13 protein-coding genes and 2 pseudogenes are annotated in these 19,476 nt (G+C 62.4%); 5 read left to right on the top strand and 10 right to left on the bottom strand.

All coding sequences use genetic code 11. The features are described from left to right. Window positions 1-202 precede the first annotated feature (202 nt). From ASG79_RS03920 to ASG79_RS03955, 8 genes are all read right to left on the bottom strand, one after another. Entirely contained in the window at window positions 203-1,432 is a 1,230-nt protein-coding gene (locus ASG79_RS03920) for an MFS transporter (protein ID WP_056388558.1), read from the bottom strand. A gap of 362 nt (window positions 1,433-1,794) precedes the next feature. Further along, window positions 1,795-2,214 (bottom strand): hypothetical protein, encoded by a 420-nt coding sequence (locus ASG79_RS03925; RefSeq protein WP_056388560.1) that lies wholly within the window; start codon window positions 2,212-2,214, stop codon window positions 1,795-1,797. Window positions 2,215-2,335: 121 nt separating this feature from the next. Further along, entirely contained in the window at window positions 2,336-3,829 is a 1,494-nt protein-coding gene (locus tag ASG79_RS03930; protein ID WP_056388562.1) for an NAD-dependent succinate-semialdehyde dehydrogenase, read from the bottom strand. A gap of 299 nt (window positions 3,830-4,128) precedes the next feature. Continuing rightward, window positions 4,129-4,911: an isocitrate lyase/PEP mutase family protein gene (locus tag ASG79_RS03935; RefSeq protein WP_056388564.1), complete on the bottom strand. Its 783-nt coding sequence runs from the start codon at window positions 4,909-4,911 to the stop codon at window positions 4,129-4,131. Window positions 4,912-5,049: 138 nt separating this feature from the next. Then, the gene (locus ASG79_RS03940) at window positions 5,050-5,727 is read right to left on the bottom strand and encodes an aspartate/glutamate racemase family protein (RefSeq protein ID WP_056388565.1); all 678 of its coding nucleotides are present in this window, start codon (window positions 5,725-5,727) and stop codon (window positions 5,050-5,052) included. A gap of 569 nt (window positions 5,728-6,296) precedes the next feature. Beyond that, the gene (locus tag ASG79_RS03945; RefSeq protein WP_200953136.1) at window positions 6,297-7,796 is read right to left on the bottom strand and encodes an aldehyde dehydrogenase family protein; all 1,500 of its coding nucleotides are present in this window, start codon (window positions 7,794-7,796) and stop codon (window positions 6,297-6,299) included. Between the two features lie 33 nt (window positions 7,797-7,829). Next, on the bottom strand, window positions 7,830-8,882 hold the full coding sequence (locus tag ASG79_RS03950) for a zinc-dependent alcohol dehydrogenase family protein (protein WP_200953137.1): 1,053 nt from the start codon (window positions 8,880-8,882) through the stop codon (window positions 7,830-7,832). Between the two features lie 164 nt (window positions 8,883-9,046). Next, window positions 9,047-10,450 carry an MFS transporter gene (locus ASG79_RS03955; RefSeq protein WP_056388569.1) on the bottom strand — a complete coding sequence of 468 codons (1,404 nt, stop codon included), beginning with the start codon at window positions 10,448-10,450 and terminating at the stop codon, window positions 9,047-9,049. A gap of 1,115 nt (window positions 10,451-11,565) precedes the next feature. Between ASG79_RS03955 and ASG79_RS03960 the strand changes: the two genes are divergently transcribed. From ASG79_RS03960 to ASG79_RS03970, 3 genes are all read left to right on the top strand, one after another. Continuing rightward, complete coding sequence (locus tag ASG79_RS03960; protein ID WP_056388571.1) at window positions 11,566-12,555, top strand: aldo/keto reductase; 990 nt, start codon at window positions 11,566-11,568, stop codon at window positions 12,553-12,555. A gap of 284 nt (window positions 12,556-12,839) precedes the next feature. Further along, on the top strand, window positions 12,840-13,931 hold the full coding sequence (locus tag ASG79_RS03965) for a tartrate dehydrogenase (RefSeq protein ID WP_056388572.1): 1,092 nt from the start codon (window positions 12,840-12,842) through the stop codon (window positions 13,929-13,931). 140 nt (window positions 13,932-14,071) lie between these two features. After that, window positions 14,072-14,845, top strand: a complete 774-nt coding sequence (locus ASG79_RS03970; protein ID WP_056388578.1) for an SDR family NAD(P)-dependent oxidoreductase — start codon at window positions 14,072-14,074, stop codon at window positions 14,843-14,845. A 568-nt stretch (window positions 14,846-15,413) separates the two neighbouring features. Here ASG79_RS03970 and istB read toward each other — a convergent pair. Together istB and istA are read right to left on the bottom strand one after the other, a co-directional pair. Beyond that, window positions 15,414-16,298 (bottom strand): IS21-like element helper ATPase IstB, encoded by an 885-nt coding sequence (gene istB / locus ASG79_RS03975; protein WP_082581658.1) that lies wholly within the window; start codon window positions 16,296-16,298, stop codon window positions 15,414-15,416. Further along, window positions 16,295-17,834, bottom strand: a pseudogene (gene istA, locus ASG79_RS24375) (IS21 family transposase). Before istA ends, istB begins: the two are co-directional and overlap by 4 nt. 643 nt (window positions 17,835-18,477) lie before the next feature. Between istA and ASG79_RS24440 the strand changes: the two are divergent. Next, window positions 18,478-18,646: helix-turn-helix domain-containing protein (locus tag ASG79_RS24440; RefSeq protein ID WP_414730902.1), on the top strand; the 169-nt coding region annotated here is incomplete at its 3' end. Window positions 18,647-19,062: 416 nt separating this feature from the next. Further along, a pseudogene (locus ASG79_RS24445) lies at window positions 19,063-19,412 on the top strand (IclR family transcriptional regulator C-terminal domain-containing protein); the annotation flags it as partial. Window positions 19,413-19,476: the final 64 nt, after the last annotated feature.

The following is a 19,476-nucleotide window of genomic DNA, read 5'->3' on the forward strand; positions in this document are numbered from 1 at the left end:
TGGTACCTCCCTCCATCGACCGGGACTCCAACTCGGGGAGGGCCCGCGCGATCATCGTCTGCATCTTCCAATACTCCCCTGTTTTCTTTCCGCACTCATCGGCGCCGTATTTCAACAAGTACTCGTATCCGTCCGCGCACCACCCGCCCGTCACTCCCCAGCAACCGGCGATTATTGCAACTGCAGTGACCAAACTCAGCTGTCATTTTTGACCGGAGTGAGGACAGGTGGAGGACGGGTTACGCGCAGCGACAATTGCGGTGAGCCAAACCAGAATGGCCAGGACGGCGTAACCGGCCGTGATGGTGGGAAGGCTCAAGGTGCGGCTGGCCTGCCCTGCGATCAGGCTCGGCACCGCCGAGCCTGTGTATGAGATGGCGAAGATTACAGCGAGGAGGCCGGCGCGATCCCTGGGAAGGGCACCGGAGAGGAGGGCGCTCATGCTGCCCGAAGTTGCGGCGCCCATTCCGATGCCGCCAATGATGCCGGCTCCGATGTAGAGGCCCAAAGTTCCGGCAGTGCTGGCGTATGTGAGGCCAACGCCGGCTAAGGCTACAAGCGTCATCCCCAAACGTTGCGCAGCCGCCGGCGTCAGGCGTCCGGCGATGAACCCACCGAAGAAACTCGGTGCCATATAGGAGGCGAACACGGCGGCGGCGGCGAGTGGACTGTGTGACCCCAGGTTCTCGGCCGTGATGGAGGGGCCGAACGAGGTGAAGTAGCCGCCGATAGCCCAGGTGGCGACAAAGATGCCCGAGGCGAGAGGCAGGTAGCGGCGCGACGCCGCCGGGACCGCGAGCCGTGGAATAAGTGAGGCCCACGCCCCGGCTGTGCGGGGAATTGTCTCAGGACGTGTGGCGAGGGCGAGGGCGCAGCCGAGGAGGACCCCGGCGACGACACAGAAGGTGAGTTCGCGCGGGGCGGGTGCCAACTCGACGAGCATGCCGGAAAAGAAAACGCCGACGGCGAGCCCGACGGCGGCGCCGGCGCTGGTGATCGCGGCGACAAGCCATCTTGGGCGCCGGGGTGCGACGTCGACGATGTAAGCGCCGATGGCGCTGGAGGCGAGACCAGCGGCAAGGCCTTGAAGGGCGCGGCCGATCAGGAGGGGGAGGAAGCTGTGGACCCACAGGAGTGCGAGGCAACCGGCGGCGGCAATCAGGAGCGCGGCGATGGAGACGGGGCGCCGCCCGTGGTGGTTCGAGAGCCGGCCCAGGATAAGCAGTGCGAAAACTGCGCAGACGAAGTAGGCGACGGAGACCAGTGAAAACTGATCGTTGGTGAGGCCGTCGGCAGTTCGGTAGGTGTCGTAAAGGGGAATGACGGCCGCGCCGGCAGCGAAAACGCAGATGAAGGAGACGGTGGCCGCGACGAAGCCGCGCCCATTGGGGCGGCCGACAGCGTGGCCGGAAATCGGGTGTGAGTTGGTCATGGGCTTCCTGATGTGGCGAGCTCCCTACCACGGGTCCCCTGGGATCGTGGTACGTGCGAGCGAAGAGCGGGCGACACTTGTGAAGTGCCGTTGTTCAACCCATGGAGATCGTCACGGTATCCATACTTGCTACGCTTCGTGCCTGGTTTCTCGCGAGGGTCGGATCACAACCGCCAAAACATTCTGCCGGCAGTGGAAGACCCGGGCTTGGGAGTTTCAATGGAACGGCTGATTCATCGGGATTTGCATCACCAGCGTCTCACTCCAGCGAGAAACCATCGATACCCATGATGTGGGCGGGAGCTCCGACGCATTCGCGTGTTCGATACTTCTCCAGCCTGAATCCTCGCTTTGTCAAGGATTCAGCACAAGGAAGGGCGCTCGTTGGCCGTCTTGTGTATGGACTTGGCCGTCTTGTGTATAGAACAGGGCACTCCGCTCTTCAGACCGCCGTCGACCACCGTATGCGCCCCGGACCGGTGCAACGCAAGGGCCGTGCCCAGAGTAGCGATCGAGCGCCGCGGTCCCTCAGGGGTCAGCGCAATGACACTACATCGTTTACCACCGTGCTGTATCTGGACCGCGATAGGACTGAGGTTGTTGCTGCTGAACTCGGCTGCCCCTACGGGGTCGGGAATGTCGCCAACAATGTACTCGATGAATTCTCCGGCGAAAGTTTGGAGTTTCAAAAGGGTGGTTCGGGAACCATAGACTGCTCCGGCGACCACCGCCGATCCGACGAACTGGTTGGAAGCGTGTCGATGGTTTCGTGTGTCTTCCATGCTCTCTTCCTGGCTTACGGCAGACGCAGATGACCTTATAAAACCGCGCCAGCTTCTGCGCAGCGGCGAGGTCCTGGTTTAGTGAGGGGCAGCCGGGGCCGTCTCGGACGCGGCCCAGAGCTTACACCCGCGGGACCGCCATGTACTTGTATTCGAGAAATTCGTCGATGCCCACGCGGCCTCCCTCGCGGCCCAAACCCGAGGCCTTGACGCCACCAAAGGGCGCCGCAGAGCTGGCCACGACGCCCGTGTTCAAGCCGACCATGCCAACCTCGAGAGCCTCTCCCACGCGGAGGCCCCGGTCCACATCCTGAGTGAACAGGTAGCCCACCAGGCCAAACGGGGTGTCGTTGGCCATGCCGACGGCCTCCTCTTCTGTGTCGAACGGGATGACAGGAGCTACCGGACCGAAAATCTCCTCGCTCATGAGGTCCGCCTCCGCCGAAACGTCAGCGAGCACCGTGGGCGGGAAAAAATAGCCCGGGCGGTCTGGCCGGCTCCCACCGCAGACCACCGTCGCGCCCTTGTTCACAGCATCATTGACGAGCTCCTGGACCTTCCGCAGGGCCTTCTCCTCCACGAGCGGTCCAACCTCGGTGCCCGGCTCGGCGCCGTCGCCAACCGAGAGCGAGCCCAGCCGTAAGGCGAGACGGCGAGTGAACTCGTCGGCAACGGGCCGCTGGACGAAGATCCGGTTCGCGGCTGTGCAGGCTTCGCCGATGTTGCGCATTTTGGCCGCGACAGCCCCTTCAACGGCACGGTCCAGATCTGCGTCCTCAAAAACGATAAGCGGGGCGTTGCCGCCCAGTTCCATGGACGATCGCATTACGTTCTTCGCCGCCTGCTCCAGGAGACGCACGCCCACTCCGGTGGAGCCGGTGAAGCTGACTTTGCGTGCGATTCCACTTTCCATCCATGGTGTGACTACGTCGGAGGCCCTGGTGGTGGTGACGACGTTCAGCACGCCCTTGGGCACGCCGGCCTCGACCAGGATGTCCACGAGCGCGAGGGAGGATAGCGGGGTAAGGGCGGCGGGTTTGAAAACCATGGTGCATCCGGCGGCAATAGCTGGCCCGATCTTCCGGGTTCCCATGGCCAGGGGAAAATTCCACGGCGTTACCAGGACGCAGGGACCCACAGGCTCCTTGGAAACGAGGATACGGTTTTTGCCGTCACCTGTGGTGGTCAGGTCGCCGCCTATGCGGACGGCTTCCTCGGAGAACCAACGGAAAAATTCCGCGGCATAGGCTACCTCACCTTTGGCTTCGTTCAGAGGTTTACCCATTTCCGCTGTCATGATCAGGGCCAGCTCATCCTGCCGGGCCATGATCAGGTCGAAGGCACGGCGCAGGATCTCGCTTCGTTCTCTGGGAGAAGTTTTGGCCCACTGCTTCTGTACCCGCCCGGCCGTTTCAATGGCCCGACGTGCATCTTCAGGGCCCCCGTCGGCCACTGTGGCGATAACTTCCTCGGTGGCGGGGTTGACCACGTCGAATCGTGCACCGGAAGCCGCGTCGGCCCATTCGCCGTCAATGAACAGACGTGTGTTGACCTTCGTGATGGCCTCCGCTGCCCTCCGCGAGGTTTCGGAGTAGGTAATTTGCTGAATACTCATGAGGGATCCTTTTCTGGAATGGACGGGAATGGTTTGTGGTCGTTCTTCGGGGAGACCGCGCCCTTGGGCAACGGTTAAGCGCCCGGCAAGATGACGGCCCAAGCGGGAGACGCCGAACTGTTGGACTGTGTCGCGTAGGACAAGCCGCTGAGGACCACAAAACTCTTCGCCATTTCCTCAGCGGCGGCCAGCTCTCCTCGCCGCCAACCTGGTGGCCCTGGCCGGCAGGATTGGGCTGGAAATCCCTTTCTGCATCGGTCTTCGATACGCTGGTGGTCCCCAGTTTGGAGGTCCTCTAGTTAATTCAGGGGTGGGGTATCAGCAGGAACAACACCGGTCCCATACAGGTCAATGGCGAGATCCCTTAGCGCACGCAGAGCGACACGTTGAGTGAAAGGGCCATAGGAGACGCGGGCTACGCCAAGTTCTTGCATCTCGGCGGCAGGCAGGGCCCCGGGGGCGCCGCCGCCCACCGATAGCTTCCCTCTACCCAGTCCGTTCACCAGAGGCTCGATGACTTCCCGGGTGCGTGCTCCCGGGACGAACACCAGCGCCGCGCCAGCATCGAGGAATGCGCGGCCTCGGGCAATAGCGTCATCGATGCTGTCTGTGACGGGGCGACCCCCGCCCATAAAGATCGCGTCCGTCCGTGCGTTGAGCTGAAATGCAATGCCCTCATCATTGGCGGCCCCCATGATGGCGCGCACGCGGGCGACAGCTTCATCGAAGGGTCGAAGGCGGTCCTCGACGTTGGCTCCGACAACGCCGAGCCCGATAGCCCGGCGGATCGTCTCGGCCGGGTTGTCATAACCATCGTCCAAGTCGGCCGTGACGGGAAGGTCAACGGCGTCGACAACCGTCTTGACCCCCGCTAGCGCTAACTCCAGAGGCATCGTGCCGTCGGCGAAACCATACATGGCGGCGATAGAGTGGCCGGCGGTAGCGATCGCTTTCGTCCCAGGCACCGCCGCGACTGTTGCTGCGCTGATCGCGTCCCACACGTTCACAACCCGGAGAATCTCGGGGGCCTCATGCAGCGCTTTCAACTGCTCTGCGCGGTCTGATTGACTTGCTGCAATCATTATTTTCCGTTCTTTGTCGTCACTTGCTCAAACCCTCGCGAATGCGGGTCTGGTATCAGAGAAATGCCGCAACAGCGGGCGAAAGAACGGCAGCCAAACTGGTGCTCTTCTGCTCTTCGCAGCCCGACTCGGCATTAGTCACGCAGAAAGTTCTGCGACGCGACGAGCCAGGTAGTCCACGCCCAGACGAGGGCTCGAGAGAACCGTCATCTTGGTCTTCTCCTGGAGCACCCTGGCAAGGCGGTTCATGGATGCCTGGGCGAGGACGATCATGTCAACCTCATTGGCGAGGTCCATTGCCTGCTCGATGATCATCGCGTCATGCTTTTCGCGGTCCCCTGCCATGAGGACCGAAAATGCGCCTTCGCATAACCGCTGCTCGAGTGAAATGCTACGGCCGATCTCGTCTGCTTTTGCACGGATCAAATCCGATGTTGGACCAAGTGTGGTGGGTACGGTGGCCAAGACGCCAACGCGGTAGCCTTCGCGGGCGGCGCGCATCGCCATCGCCTCGTCAATTTTCACCACAGGCGTTTGAACGTTACGGGCTGCGACGTCCAGGGCCGGTCCCAGGGAAGAGCATGCAGAGAAGATGACATCGGCTCCCGCTGCTTCCGCTGCCTTCGCAAGATGGGTCATTCGCGCCTCGCTATCGGAGGAGATCCCCCCCTCGCGCACAACAGTCGCCAAAACGTCAGAATCCACAAAATGCATGACTTCAGCATCGGGAATGAGCTCAGCAATAAGGTCATTGATCACGGGCTCGACAGAAACAAAGACGAAGCTTGTGTGCAGAATTGCGATCTTCTTTGACACGCTAATTAGTTCCTTTTTCTACGGCCGACGCTCACGGAGTCGGCCAGAAATGAGTGGGTACGTCCCTAGCTTGGACGGGAAATCAAAGCTGAGATCAGTTGATGTTTAGGATATCCCGACATATGGGATATCGTCAATATGAGCCTGTCATCTCTTCCGATATCACCCGAGGACCTCCCCCTTGGACTCGGACAGTGAAACGTTCTTGAGCTGCTGCCGCCATGGGCGGTTTCCGGCCGCAGCCAGCGGCGGATTTTATGAGGTCCGCAGGTAGCAGGGCTTCAAACTCCCGGATCGGAGCCAGAAATTCTCGTGGCCCATCTCGCCTTGGGGTTACGCCAAAGCCTGGAATGTGAAATGGGGGGATCCTGCATTCTGTGTCCGCGATCATGGGCGACCTGCAGCCGACGTAGAGAGCGAGCCTACAGGCGCTTTGAGGTTCCGTCGGCTGGCGCATACCAGCGAGGGATAACTTTTTCTCTCTGGTCCAACGCTCGGCGGATACCGCCTGATTCAGCACATGCCTGGAAGGTTCCCGTGCTTTCACGAAGCGGTGGACGGGATCCTGGTCATAACTGCATGTAAACGCTCTTGGTGTAGAGGTAGGTGTCCATGTGGGCAGCTGTACCCTTGGAGCCATACCCGCTCAGCTTCGTGCCACCGAACCCGACCAGCGGATCGATGTACCCATAGCAGTTCACCCACATCGTGCCTGTATGCACGCCTTGGACCACCCGGAGGGCAGTGGACAGGTTTTGGGACCACACTGCTCCCCCGAGGCCGTACTCGCTGTCATTAGCGATAGCGATCGCCTCGTCGACGTCATCGAACGGGAGTATGGAGAGGACCGGGCCGAAGATCTCTTCGCGGGCGATTCGCATCTCATTGGTCACGCCACCGAAGACGCTCGGCTCCATGAAGTACCCATTCCCGAGTTCGTTCCCGATTCGTCGGCCGCCGCAGAGCAGTTCGGCCCCTTCATTTCGGCCGATATCGACGTAAGACAGCACCGTGTCCAGTTGCGGCTGGGAGATGACCGGGCCCAGTGCAGCCTCCGAATCCAAGCTGTGACCGACCCGCAGGGTTTTGATGAACGCCAGCAGCCGCTCAGTGAAGTCCTCCACGATGGGCCGCTGGACCAGCACCCGCGTGCCGGCGAAGCAGATCTGGCCAGAGTTGGCGAACACACCCATCGCAGCTCCCGGCACTGCCTTAGCCAGGTCGGCATCCGCGCAGATGATGTCTGCCGACTTACCGCCCAGTTCAAGCTGCAGCTTCTTGATGTTCACGGTCGACGCTTCAATAATCCGGCGGCCGGTCTCCGTCGATCCAGTGAAAGCGATGCGGTCGACGTCGTGGTGGGCGGCCAGGGCATTTCCGGCTTCTCGGCCTGGACCGGTGACGACGTTGATGACCCCCGCGGGAACTCCGGCTTCATGAAGGATCTCGGCCACCCGCAGCACCGTCATGGAGGCCTCGGAGGCTGGCTTGAGTACGGCGGTGCATCCGCTGGCCAGCACTGCACCGATAATCCAGAACTGGCTGTTGAGCGGGCCGTTCCAGGGGATGATTCCGCCGATGACCCCCACCGGTGCCTTCAGAGTCATGGTGGTGACATTCCCGGCGATGCCGTTCATCAACGTCTCACCTGAAATGCTGGTGGCCTGGGAGGCGAAGAACGCCAGCATTTTCATCAAGGCGGGCTTGGTATTGCGCAACCTTGAGACCGGGGCACCCATGTCCATCGCCTCAATTTGAATCAGCTCCTCAAACCTTTGGTCAAGGACCCCGGCGATGCGCATCAGCAACCCCTGGCGCTCGTAGGGGCTCCAGGAGCTCCACGGGCCGTTGAACGCTTTTCGTGCGGCGAGGACTGCGTGATCAACGTCAGCCTGGCCACCGGAGGCGAACCGGGCCAAGACCTCGCCGGTGGACGGATTGGTCGTCGTCAGCGTTTTTCCGGACTGTGCAGGGACCATCTGGCCATCGATGAAGAGATGGTGCACCTCACGGGACCAAAAGCTCTGCGCTTGCTCGGACAGTGCGGGACTCTGCTGGATTGTGGTCATGACATTCCTCTCAAGGTGACCTTTGTCGTTGGGTTAGTCGAAGAGGAAGACGCCTTTGCCGATCTTGCGTTGATCGAACAGGTCATAGGCCTTCTCTGCCTCGGCCAGCCGGAACTCATTCGTAAATAGCGACTCAACGTCCAGGCCCCGTTCTGCTACGAACCGGGCACAGTCTTCCTGCTGGTTCTTGCTGAAAGTCAGCGAGCCCACCACCGTTTTCCGCAACTGGATAAGCTCTTCGCTTTCCAAATCGATTCTTCCGAAAACACCCACCATGCAGGCGGTGCCCCAAGGCCGGACTGCCTGAACCGCCTGTTGACGCACTGCGTCAATGGCACTGCATTCGATGGATTTGTCGGCTCCTTCCCCGTTCCTGGTCAGCTCGCGTATGGCGGCAACGGGATCCTGCTCCCGGGAGTCGACCACGTGGTCGGCGCCGAAGCGCGTTGCCATCTCCAGCCGCGAAGGCTCAACATCGACCGCGATCACCCTGGCTCCGAATGCCTTCGCCAGCAAGGTGACGCTCAGTCCAACGGGCCCCTGCCCGAAGATGGCTACGGTCTCGTCAGCGGACAGCTCCACCCTCTTGATCGCTGCGAAGGCCGTACCGGTGCCACACGAGATGGCAGCCCCAGTCTTAAACGAGAGCGAATCCGGCAGTTTGATAAGGGTGTGCGCGGGGACCTTCATGAAATCCGCGTGCCCGCCGTCGCCGTCGAGCCCGCCGTATACGATCCGCGCATTGGGGCAGTATTGTGTCCAGCCTGAACGGCAGTACTGGCAGGTGCGGCATCCGTCGTAGTGGTGGACCATGACCCGGTCTCCGACCCGGGCTTCTGTGGGCCGGACCGCGTCGCCGACGAGCTCGACCACACCACACGGCTCGTGCCCTTCGATGACCAAGTCCGCTCCCGTGCGTACCGGGCCGTGGAGGTGATGAAGGTCGCTTCCGCACATCCCCGAGGCCTTCATGCGGATGACGACTTCATCAGGCCCCGGCACCGGGTCCGGATACTCACGGATTTCGAGCTTACTTTCGCCCAGGAAAACAACGGCTTTCATGTAAACGCTTTCGATGGTGTTCAAGAGTTGGACGGCCCGCGTGTGTGGTGGCCGGCAGTGAAGCCATTGCGTCGGTCATGCGGACTCAACAGATAAAACGGTTGGCGGACGCGGTCAGCCGTAAGAGCCAGGCAGCAAGCCCCGCATCAGCTGAACCCGACAGCGATGGAGTAGGAAAGGGATTCCGACTATCGCTGCGTGTCGTGCGGGACTGTGTGCCCCGCCGGGGCATCAGCGGTGTCGCCGTTCGGGGCGATCTGCGCCAACGCCTCAGCCGACGTGTCCACACGGGCGGCGGCGATGACCAACGTCACGAGAATGTACATGCCTGAGAGGGTCAGGATCACCCCGATGATGCCAAGGCTATTGAACAGCCACAGGACGATAAAGGGGGATGAGATGACGCAGATGCGACCGACGGTCTGAGCGAAGCCGCCGCCACGGAAACGGAAGGCGGTGGGGAAGAACTCCGGGACAGTTCCCAGAGCCAGAGTCAGGAACGACGAGACCATGCAGGTCATGAAGAAGCCGATGGCGATGATCAGCACAGGCTCTTTCATGAACGGGTAGATGGCAGCGACAATTGCTGTCAGCGTCCCGTACAGCATGATGATGTTGCGCCTCCCGAGGCGGTCGGCGAGCAAGAGGATTACTATCGGTCCAAGGACGTAGCCGGACATGATGGCCGCGTTGAACCCCAGCGATGACGACACGGTCATCCCCTGCTTCACGAAGAACGTCGGTATCCAACCGGTGACGGTATAGGAACCGAACAGGCTGATGATGGTCAGGAGCAGAGCCACCAACGTCCGCCGGATGACAGGGCGCGAGAACAGCACCGAGAACGGCACCCACTCGGCCTTTTCGTTCTCCACGTTGAGCATCTGGGGTGCGACCGAGCTGACCTCCTGGCTCGAAATGCCGGACTCCTTCGCGATCCTCTCGAAGACGGCCTCGGCGTCCTTGTGCCGCCCGCGCGACTCCAACCACCTCGGGGACTCCGGCATACCACGGCGCAGCCACCAGGTAATCAGCGCGCCCACGCCGCCGAGGACGAACATTGCGCGCCAGGACCACACAGGAATGACCAGCCAGCCGATGAGCGAGGACAACGAGACACCGAGGCCGGCAAAGATTCCGAGGACGCCCAGGTACCGGCCGCGATGGCTGCGCGGGATGAACTCGGTGACCATGCCGTAGCAGATCACGTATTCGGCACCCATCCCGATACTCATCAGGAATCGCAGACCGATGAGCACTTCCATGTTGGGTGCAAAGGATGCAGCCACAGCCAGGACCCCGAAAAGCGCCAAGTTGAACTGGAAAGCGAAGCCGCGCCCCAGCCGGTCGCTGAGCCAGCCTGCGAAAGCCGCGCCGATCGCGAGGCCGGCGTACGTGAACGACAAGAAGAGCGAGTTCAGCTCAAGAGTCGAGAAGCCAGAGGGCAGCAGCGACGCCAACACTGCGGATGAGAGCGTGTTGTCGAACGAGTCAAAGAACATGCCAAGCCCCACCAGCACCATCAGATGCCGGTGAAACTTGCCGATTGGGAGCTTATCGAGCCGGAGGCCCGCAGAAACGTGCGTGCTCATCAGCCCAAACCTCCCTCTCGCGCCGTGGCAACAAGGTTGGAGCAACTGGTGGCTTTCGCGCTCGTGACGGGGAGCAAGGCCCGTTCCGGGACAATACTCACGGTAGAAGCTCGATCTGATGGGCCCAGAGCACAAGCTTCGCACTGGTTCGATCGACATTGTTCGGACATGCGTTTTCACTACCTTTTGGCTTGGTGTTCGTGCACAGGGCGCGAACATATCGTTGGGGGCAAACTGCCCTTATCCGGGGGGTGGAAGCCTCGAGCAGGAAAAAATAACCTGACCGGGCCGGACACACGGAGTGACGAAATCTCAGCGGTTCGACAGTGATGGCGCCCACAGTTCCTCGGGGATATGGTTCACAATATCCTGCAATGTGAGACTGGGTCAATACTTTGAGCCGATGGATGGCGATCAGACTGGACTTGACTTTCAGGCCTGCGCGACCTCCGGATTGACTGGACGCGGGTCCCGGGCTGCAGATGAATACGGTTTCTCACCCCATTGTGCGAGCGACCCCCGCCAGGCCCGAATCGTCGAGATAAGCTGCCGGCTGGAGGCGTGCCCATGGTGGTCACATGGCATGGTGCAGGAAGGGTTTCCACAGCGTCAGTCACCCCTTACAACAGAGTCTGCAGCGAAGTATCATTAGCTTTATCCAACATAGCGGGATATAGTAAGGTCTCGAATTGGGTTGCTGCCCCCTTGGATTGTGCTCCAGCGCCCCAGCATGAGTGCAGCCGCTACAGCAGCGCCGCTACGCCGACCAGCGCACTTTACGCTTGCCGTAATGCCACGCCACAAGGATCGACTATGACGACGACACCCCTGAATCAGGGCTCCGCAGGACTCCGCTATGCGGGCGTCGGCGCGGATGGGGATTTTCGCCGCCGCCCAGGGCTGGGCGGCGGGCCGGAGCAAGCGGGTGGAATCCGGCAACGCGTCGGCGCTGATGGTCCCCAGGAGGACGCAGCGGAAATCTCCGCCCCGGAACGCAGCGCTCCCCCACCTTGCAGGGCGGAGCCCGTGGCACCTATTCCACTCTTGGCGATATTTGGCGAAACAATTTGTAGCAATCCACCCGTTAGACCACAGCAACCACGAGGAATCAACGCATGAGCAAGCAAACCGAAGGCACGCAGGTGGACGGTCTGAGACTCCCCATCTCCCGGCTGGTCCTGGGAACCATGACGTTCGGCGACACGGTCGATGAGGCCACCGCAGGGCGGATGGTGAACGAAGCGCTTGACGCCGGCATCACCACCATCGACACCGCCAACTCTTATGTCGCGGGAACCACGGAGGAAATGCTCTCCCGCCTCCTCAAGGGGCGGCGCGGGGACGTCATCCTCGCCTCAAAGGCAGGCATAACGCACGCTGACCACGGGGAAAACTCGCCACTGTCCCGAGCAGGGCTGCGTAACAGCGTGGAAGGGAGCCTTCGCCGACTCGGCGTAGAGCGCCTTGATCTGTTTTACCTGCACCAGCCGGACCGCGCCGCGCCCCTGCACGAGACCCTGCGCACCGTGGCTGAGCTCGTGGCGGAAGGAAAAATCGGCGCCCTGGGTGTGTCCAACTTCGCGGCCTGGCAAATCGCCGACGTCATCCAGGCGGCGAACGAAGTGGGGGCGCCGCGACCCGTCGTGGCGCAGCAGCTATACAACCTGGTGGCGCGCCGGGTGGAGGAGGAATACCTCGAATTCGCCGCCACGCACCACGTGCACACGATGGTTTACAACCCCCTGGGCGGTGGGCTGCTAACCGGTAAGCACAGCTTCGACGCCAAACCGGCCACGGGCCGCTACGGCGACTCAAAGCTGGCCGCCATGTATACCCAGCGCTACTGGGACAGGCAGTTGTTCAACGCGGTGGACGAACTTACCCGTATCGCCAAGAACGCCGGCATCACACTGGCAGAGCTCTCCCTCCGCTGGCTCGCATACCGCGACGGTGTGGGCTCCGTCCTGCTGGGCGGATCCAAGGTGGAACAGCTCCGCGCCAATATCGCCGCCGTGGCCAACGGACCGCTGCCGGCCGATATCCTGGAGGCCTCCGAGGCCGTGGGTGCCGGGCTCCGCGGCCCGATGCCCGCCTACAACCGCTGACCCTTTCCCGAAGACGCGGCGAGTCAGCCGTTTACTCTCCTGTGGAAGTGATGTTGCCCGTGTTCTGCGGCCGTCACGCTTCTTGATCGGGAAATCTGTTCAAAGAAACCCAGATCTTTAAACACTGCTCAAGGCCCCTGCCAGTGCTTCTTTCTCTGAGAGAAACTTTGTGCTGCGTGAAAGACCACGAACTCCCCATTCGTCATTCCACACTGGCATGACGAAAGGCCCGACGCAACGTTCGGTGCCTAGCAGGCTTGCCGACCAAACGAGAAGGTCCGACCATGACAGAGATATACAAGATTGCAGTGATTGCCGGCGACGGTATTGGGCAGGAAGTTGTCCCCGAGGGAATACGGGCGCTGACAGCCGCGGCAGAGGCCTTCGATTTTAACCTCAAGACTACGGTCTTTGATTTTGCCAATGGCGATTACTACCTCAAGCACGGGAAGATGCTTCCGGATAACTGGGCCGATCAGCTCGGCGGCTTCGACGCTATTTTCTTTGGTGCCGTCGGTTCCCCGGATACTGTCCCGGACCACATCTCGCTTTGGGGAAGCCTCCTGCAGTTCAGGCGCCACTTCGATCAGTACGTCAACCTCCGGCCCGTCAAACTGCTGGCCGGAGTGAGGAGCCCGTTGGCGGACCGGGTTCCGGGGGACATCGACTTCTACGTCGTGCGGGAGAACACGGAAGGCGAATACTCGAGCATTGGCGGCAGGATGTTCGAGGGAACGGACAGGGAAACGGTCATCCAGGAGACGGTAATGACCCGGACCGGTGTTGACCGCATCCTCAAGTACGCGTTCGAGCTCGCTGCGCTGCGCCCAAAGAGGCATTTGACGTCGGCAACAAAGAGCAACGGCATCTCGGTAACGATGCCGTACTGGGACGAGCGGGTCGATGCAATGGCGCGGAACTTTAGCGACGTGAGAACCGACAGCTACCACATTGACATCCTGACAGCGAACTTCGTACTGCATCCAGAGCGGTTCGACGTGGTCGTGGCAAGCAACCTCTTCGGCGACATCCTGTCCGACCTGGGCCCTGCCTGTACCGGAACGATCGGCATAGCGCCCAGCGGCAACATCAATCCGGAACGTCGATTCCCGAGCCTCTTCGAACCCGTCCACGGATCGGCACCGGATATCGCGGGGAAGGGCGTCGCCAACCCCATCGGTCAGATCTGGAGCGCATCGATGATGCTGCAGCACCTTGGCGAAGATGCTGCTGCTGCCGCAGTGGTGCAGGCCTTCGAGAATGTCCTCGCAAGGGGCGATCGGTCCCTCACTCCTGACTTAGGCGGCAACGGCACCACGGAACTGCTGGGCAAGACCATCGCGGACGAAATCCGCACAATAGCAACCCGCCGCTGACAGTGGGCGTTCCGCTGCGTACCTCCACGGGCTGGAGCGTCCGGAGAGGCGACGCCGCGTCGGATCCTGCAGTTACCGTTACGGCCCGCCGTGAACCCCACCGACCCTCCGAGCACTCCATACCGACGAAAAGAAGAGCAATGACACCCACCTCATTCCCCACGGAACGCACCGTAGTACTGACTGGAGCGGCATCCGCCCGCGGCATTGGCCGTGCGGCCGCTGACCGGATGGCCGGCGAGGGCTGGTCCATCGCCATCCTGGACATTAACGGGGACGAGGCCAAAGACGCGGCGGCGGAGATCGGCTCCAGGCACGCCGTGAATGCCATCGGTGTGGGCGCCGACGTTTCCGACGCCGCCTCCGTGGACCGGGCCATCACCGCATTCGAAGAATCGCTGCCGCCGATCGTGGCCCTTGCAAACCTCGCCGGCATCAGCTCACCCACACCGTTTATGGAGACCAGTGTGGAGGAGTGGGACAAGGTTTTCGCCATCAACATGAGGGGTACTTTCATCGTTTCCCAGCGGGTGCTCAAGGGAATGATTTCTCGCGGGCTCGGGCGGATCGTCAGCATCTCATCGATTTCCGCCCAGCGAGGTGGCGGCACCTACTCTAAGGTTGCGTACAGTGCATCGAAGGCTGGGATCATTGGCTTTACCCGAGCGCTGGCCCGCGAAGTCGGGGAATTCGGCGTCACCGTGAACGCTATAGCCCCGGGCCCCATTGACACAGACATTATGGGCGGCACGTTGACGGAGGAGCGCAAGGCACAGATGTCTGAGGGCATCATGATGGGCCGCGTTGGCACCCGGGAGGAAGTCGCAGCCCTGATCTCTTTCCTGCTTGGCGCAGACTCCGGCTACATCACTGCGGCTACCTATGACATCAACGGCGGCCTCCAAGTCTCATGATCTTCTGATGCGGAACGGCCCACGCCCGCGTCTCCAAAAAGCTGGCTCGCTGCTGGGCGGCCGGAAGCCTAATGAATGCCGACCACTTCTGGTCTAAGCGACGATCAGTGGCCATAGATCGAGCCGTGGCCCCTGAACGGTCGGCGGCATCGCCCGTTCAGGGGTCACCGCCACGTCGTGGGAAAGAATCATCTACCCACCGGTGCGGCATTTCGAGGCATGACCTGCCATCCGCGTTCGGTTCCTGCCGGAAGGCACGGAAGCGAGCGTGAACTTGGCGTCCGCACCATCCGGGGCCGGTGCAGCAGTCCCATCGTACCGGCATGGCGGCACAACCCGATGGATCCAATAAACGCAGCGCTCCGCCTTTTTGGGCCCTTTTCGGGCCCGCATATTCGACCATGTCGAGGACTCGCTTTGCCTCCCAGCGCACTGATCTTCCCAACGCAGGAACGGAATCCCGTTTTCGTCGCCGTCGCAGCCCACTCCCCCCGGCCGCTCTTCAAGTCGACAGATCGGCCCACCCCACGAGTGTCAATGGCCAGTAGTTTCTGCCCATGGACGGCCACTAAAAGTGCCCGCTGGTGGCCAGTAAGACTGTCTGGTGATGGCCAACAGATCTGCCCACTGAGTGGTTCGGCGGGGTTGGCCATCGTGGGGTTGGTCGGTTCAGTTGGGTTACTCCTTTCCCGGCGAGGGCCTGGGTGAGGCGGACGGAATCGCCGCTGGTCTGACAGACGTGGGCGTGGTGCAGCAGCCGGTCAACGGTGGCGGTGGCGAGGGTTTTGGGTATGAGCTCGTCGAAGCCGGCGGGGTGGAGGTTGGAGCTGATCGCGATGGACCGTTTTTCGTAGGCTGCGTCCACGACCCGGTAGAGACCTTCGGCGGCGTCCGTGGCCACCGGCAACAGGCCAATATCGTCAATGACCACGAGCTCGGCGCGGAGAATCCTGGCCACGGCCCGGGTGACGCTGTCGTCGGTTCGGTGGGCGCGGATGAGGACGCCGAGGTCTTCGAGCCTGAACCAGGCGACCCGCATTCCGGCTTCAACGGCCTGCTGGCCGAGGGCTTCGAGGAAGAACGTCTTTCCGGTCCCGGAGGGCCCGCAGACGACGAGGTTTTCCCTGCGGGTGATCCATTCCAGGGTGCGGAGGGCCTGCTGGGTCGGGGCAGGGATGGAGGACGCTGCAGGGTCCCACGCCTCGAAGGTCTTCCCGGTCGGGAAGCCTGCTGCTTTGCGGCGGGAAGCGAGCATGGACCGGGCCCGTCCGGCGGCTTCCTCGGTGAAGAGTGCTTTGATGACCTCGGTTGGTTCCCACCGCTGGGCGCGGGCGGTCGCGATCAGGTCCGGTGCCAGCGCCCGGGCATGGGGCATTTTCAGGGACCGCATCAGGGCTTCCAGGTCCGCCGGCAGCGGCGGAGCGGCGGTGTTGGCTGTGGTGACGGGGCTCATCGGGCCTCCTCCGGCGTGATCTTGGTTGTGGTGTTCAGGGTCGGGTTGCCGATCGCGGCCCACGCACTGGTGCCTTGGGTCAGCGAGCTCGCTTCGTTGGCAGCGTGGGTGGTCGTGCGGCGGATGTTGGCGTTCAGGATCGAGGCGAGGTCCTGGTGGGCGAACCGGCCATGTAGTGCGGCGTCACCCAGTGCCCGGTCGACCTGGTCGGTGCCGGCGATTTTGGCCAGCGTGACGGCTTCGGCCATTTTCACGTTCATCCTTGCGGTCCCGGCCGCGGCGGCCTCGAGCAGCCAGGTCCTGGCGCCTTCGCCGATGGCCAGGAACGCGGCCTCGTCCGCGCTGCGGGCCCTCACCTCGTAGTCGCCGGGGAGCTTCGCCCGGGTTCCGGGGAAGTGTTCGTCGTTGATGGCGGGGCTGCCGGGCCGGGCCCGTTCGTGGCGGGCGACCTCAACCGGACCGGCGGCGCCGTGGTGGACGATGATGACCTGCTCGCCGGGCCCGGTGCCGTGAGTGCGGACGAACACCCGGGCTCCGAGCAAGTGGGCCGGGACGGAGTACTGGGCGTTTTCGAAGGTCACCACAGGGGTGTTTTCCGGGACGGTGCGGGCAAGGCCGAACGCGACCGTGTGGGCGGTATCCGGGATCCGATGCAGCCGCGGGGCTTCCTCGGCGAGCATCGCCGCGGGTTTCCGCCGCGTCGTCCGGTGCTCACGGTGATTGACCTCGTCCATGAACGCCTGGCAGGCGGCCTCGAGTTTCGCGAACGTGGCGTGTTCGTCGCGGAGGTTGGTGTCTTTGGGCACGAGGTCGGCCTTGGCGAGTTTCACGGACGCTTCGACTCCGCCTTTGGTGGCCGGGTCCGCCGGTTGGCAGGTCAGCACGGTCACCCCGTAGTGTCGGGCGAAGTCCAGGTTCTCTGGTTCCGCACCGGGACCCCGGCAACATGGGCGGTGGTGACGGTCTTCTCGTTGTCCGTGAGGACGTAGGTCGGTGCTCCGCCGAGGATTCGGAAGCACCGGTCCAGGGCAGCGAACACGCTCGGCGCGGTCCTGTCCCTGAGCGGGATCACGATACGGAAGCGGGAGAACGCCAGCCACGCCACGAACAGGATCGTCTTCACCCCGCCGATCCGTGGCCCGTCGCCGAAGTCGTACTGCAACCACATCCCCGGTTCAGTGATCCACGGCCGGTGGACGCGGGTGTGGCCCAGCCGCCACGCGGCCTTGACCTGCGCGATCGCCCGGCGGGTGGAGCGTTCCGAACCCGTATAGCCCAGCGCGAGGAGCTTCTCGTGGGCCTTATCGGCCCGGATCCGGCCCTTGGAGGCCTCCACCCATTCTTCGATCTTCGGCAAGTACGGGTCGGTGACCCGGCCCCGGGCCGTCGGTTCCCCGATCGGCCGGCCGGCATCCCGGGCGGCGACGTGTTTGGCAACGGTGTGGTGCGAGCAGCCAGTGAGCTCCGCGGTGGCGCGCAACGATCCGGTCAGATCTAGGCAGCAAGAATTTCCATGATTTCTCCGTCAGACTTCATACAGGGCCTCTTCCTGGTTCGCTTGGTGCGCTTAGACACCGTCATCAAACCCCAGGGAGAGGCTCCCACCGCTTAAAACGCGGTCGGTTCAGTAAGGAAGTGGGCAGATCTCATGGCCACCATCGGGCAGTTTTACTGGCCATCAGTGGGCACTTTCGTGGCCGCCTATGGGCAGTTTTTCATGGCCGCTAACACACGAGGACACCGGACATCCGGGTACCAGCGAAGCATGCGGCTGGCTACCCGACCAGCCATGCAGTGGTGAACTCACATGCTAGGAAGCTGCCAATGCAGCCGCATGTCAGTGTTGCACAGCAACCGCCGGACGGAATGCGGGCATTCCAGAAGCCCGCAAGACCGGGAGTGCTCCCCAGCGAAGCGATTGATGGCCGCCGGCGACAGTAGCCTTACCGAACTCCTCGAAGCGTCCTTGTTATATCCTGTATATCGAGATGTTTGTCAATGGTAGGCGACGTGCGCCCCATCGAGGCCTTGGTCATTGGTAGGACCTGCTGCCTAGCGTTGTCAGCCCGCCTAATGGGGGCCCGCAGAAAGAAGGAATGGGACTCGGCGTATGAGTGAACGTGATTCGCAGGCCGGCGGGGCAGCAGAGGCTTCGGATAGCGCGGGCAGCTTGTCCAGGATGCTGAACGTTCTGGATCTCTTCACGGAGGTGACGCCTGTGTGGTCAACGGCTGACCTGATTGAGGCTTTGGAGACCTCCAGGTCAACGGGATACCGCTACATCAAGACCCTGCATGATGCCGGGCTGCTCACCGCGGTGCGCAACGGCTACTACAGCCTCGGCCCGCNAGACCTCCAGGTCAACGGGATACCGCTACATCAAGACCCTGCATGATGCCGGGCTGCTCACCGCGGTGCGCAACGGCTACTACAGCCTCGGCCCGCGGRTCATCGAGATGGACCTGCAGATCCGCCAGACGGACCCACTGCTGCTGGCCAGCCACGGCGTCCTGGAGGAACTGGTGGACAAGATCGGGCACTCGGCGACTCTGTGTACCGCGTTTCGYGATTCGGTCCTGTGCATCGGGGAGTACCGGGCCCCGACGAGCCCCGAGAACCGGTTCAGCCGCGGGCAGCGCCGCCCGTGGTTTCAGGGAGCGGTGTCGAAGGTCATCCTGGCCTACCTCCCCCATCACCGCCTGAAAGCCATCTACCCCCGCCACAGCAGGGAAATTGAGGAAGCCGGTCTGGGCAGTACGTGGANCGAAGGTCATCCTGGCCTACCTCCCCCATCACCGCCTGAAAGCCATCTACCCCCGCCACAGCAGGGAAATTGAGGAAGCCGGTCTGGGCAGTACGTGGAGCGAATTCCGCAAGAGCCTGGGCGAAATCAAGAAGGACGGTTACCTGTTGACCATGGGAGAGTTCAATCCCGGGGTCTACGGCGTCGCGGCACCCGTCCTCACCGATCAGAAGACAGCCCTGGGCAGTGTGGGGGTCGCGTGGGATGAGAAAGTCCGGCGCGACGTCGATGTCCAGCAGGCCGCACTGGCCGTCCAACAGGCAGCAGCGACCATATCAAACCGCCTGATGGAGAACCAGCACCGGTCATGAGCCCGCGAAGGACCCGGATCGTCAAGACCCCGCCCAGCACCTTGACCCCAACCTCATGTTGCTG

It is taken from the genome of Arthrobacter sp. Soil761 (assembly GCF_001428325.1).
In the GTDB taxonomy this organism is placed as follows: Bacteria; Actinomycetota; Actinomycetes; order Actinomycetales; family Micrococcaceae; genus Arthrobacter.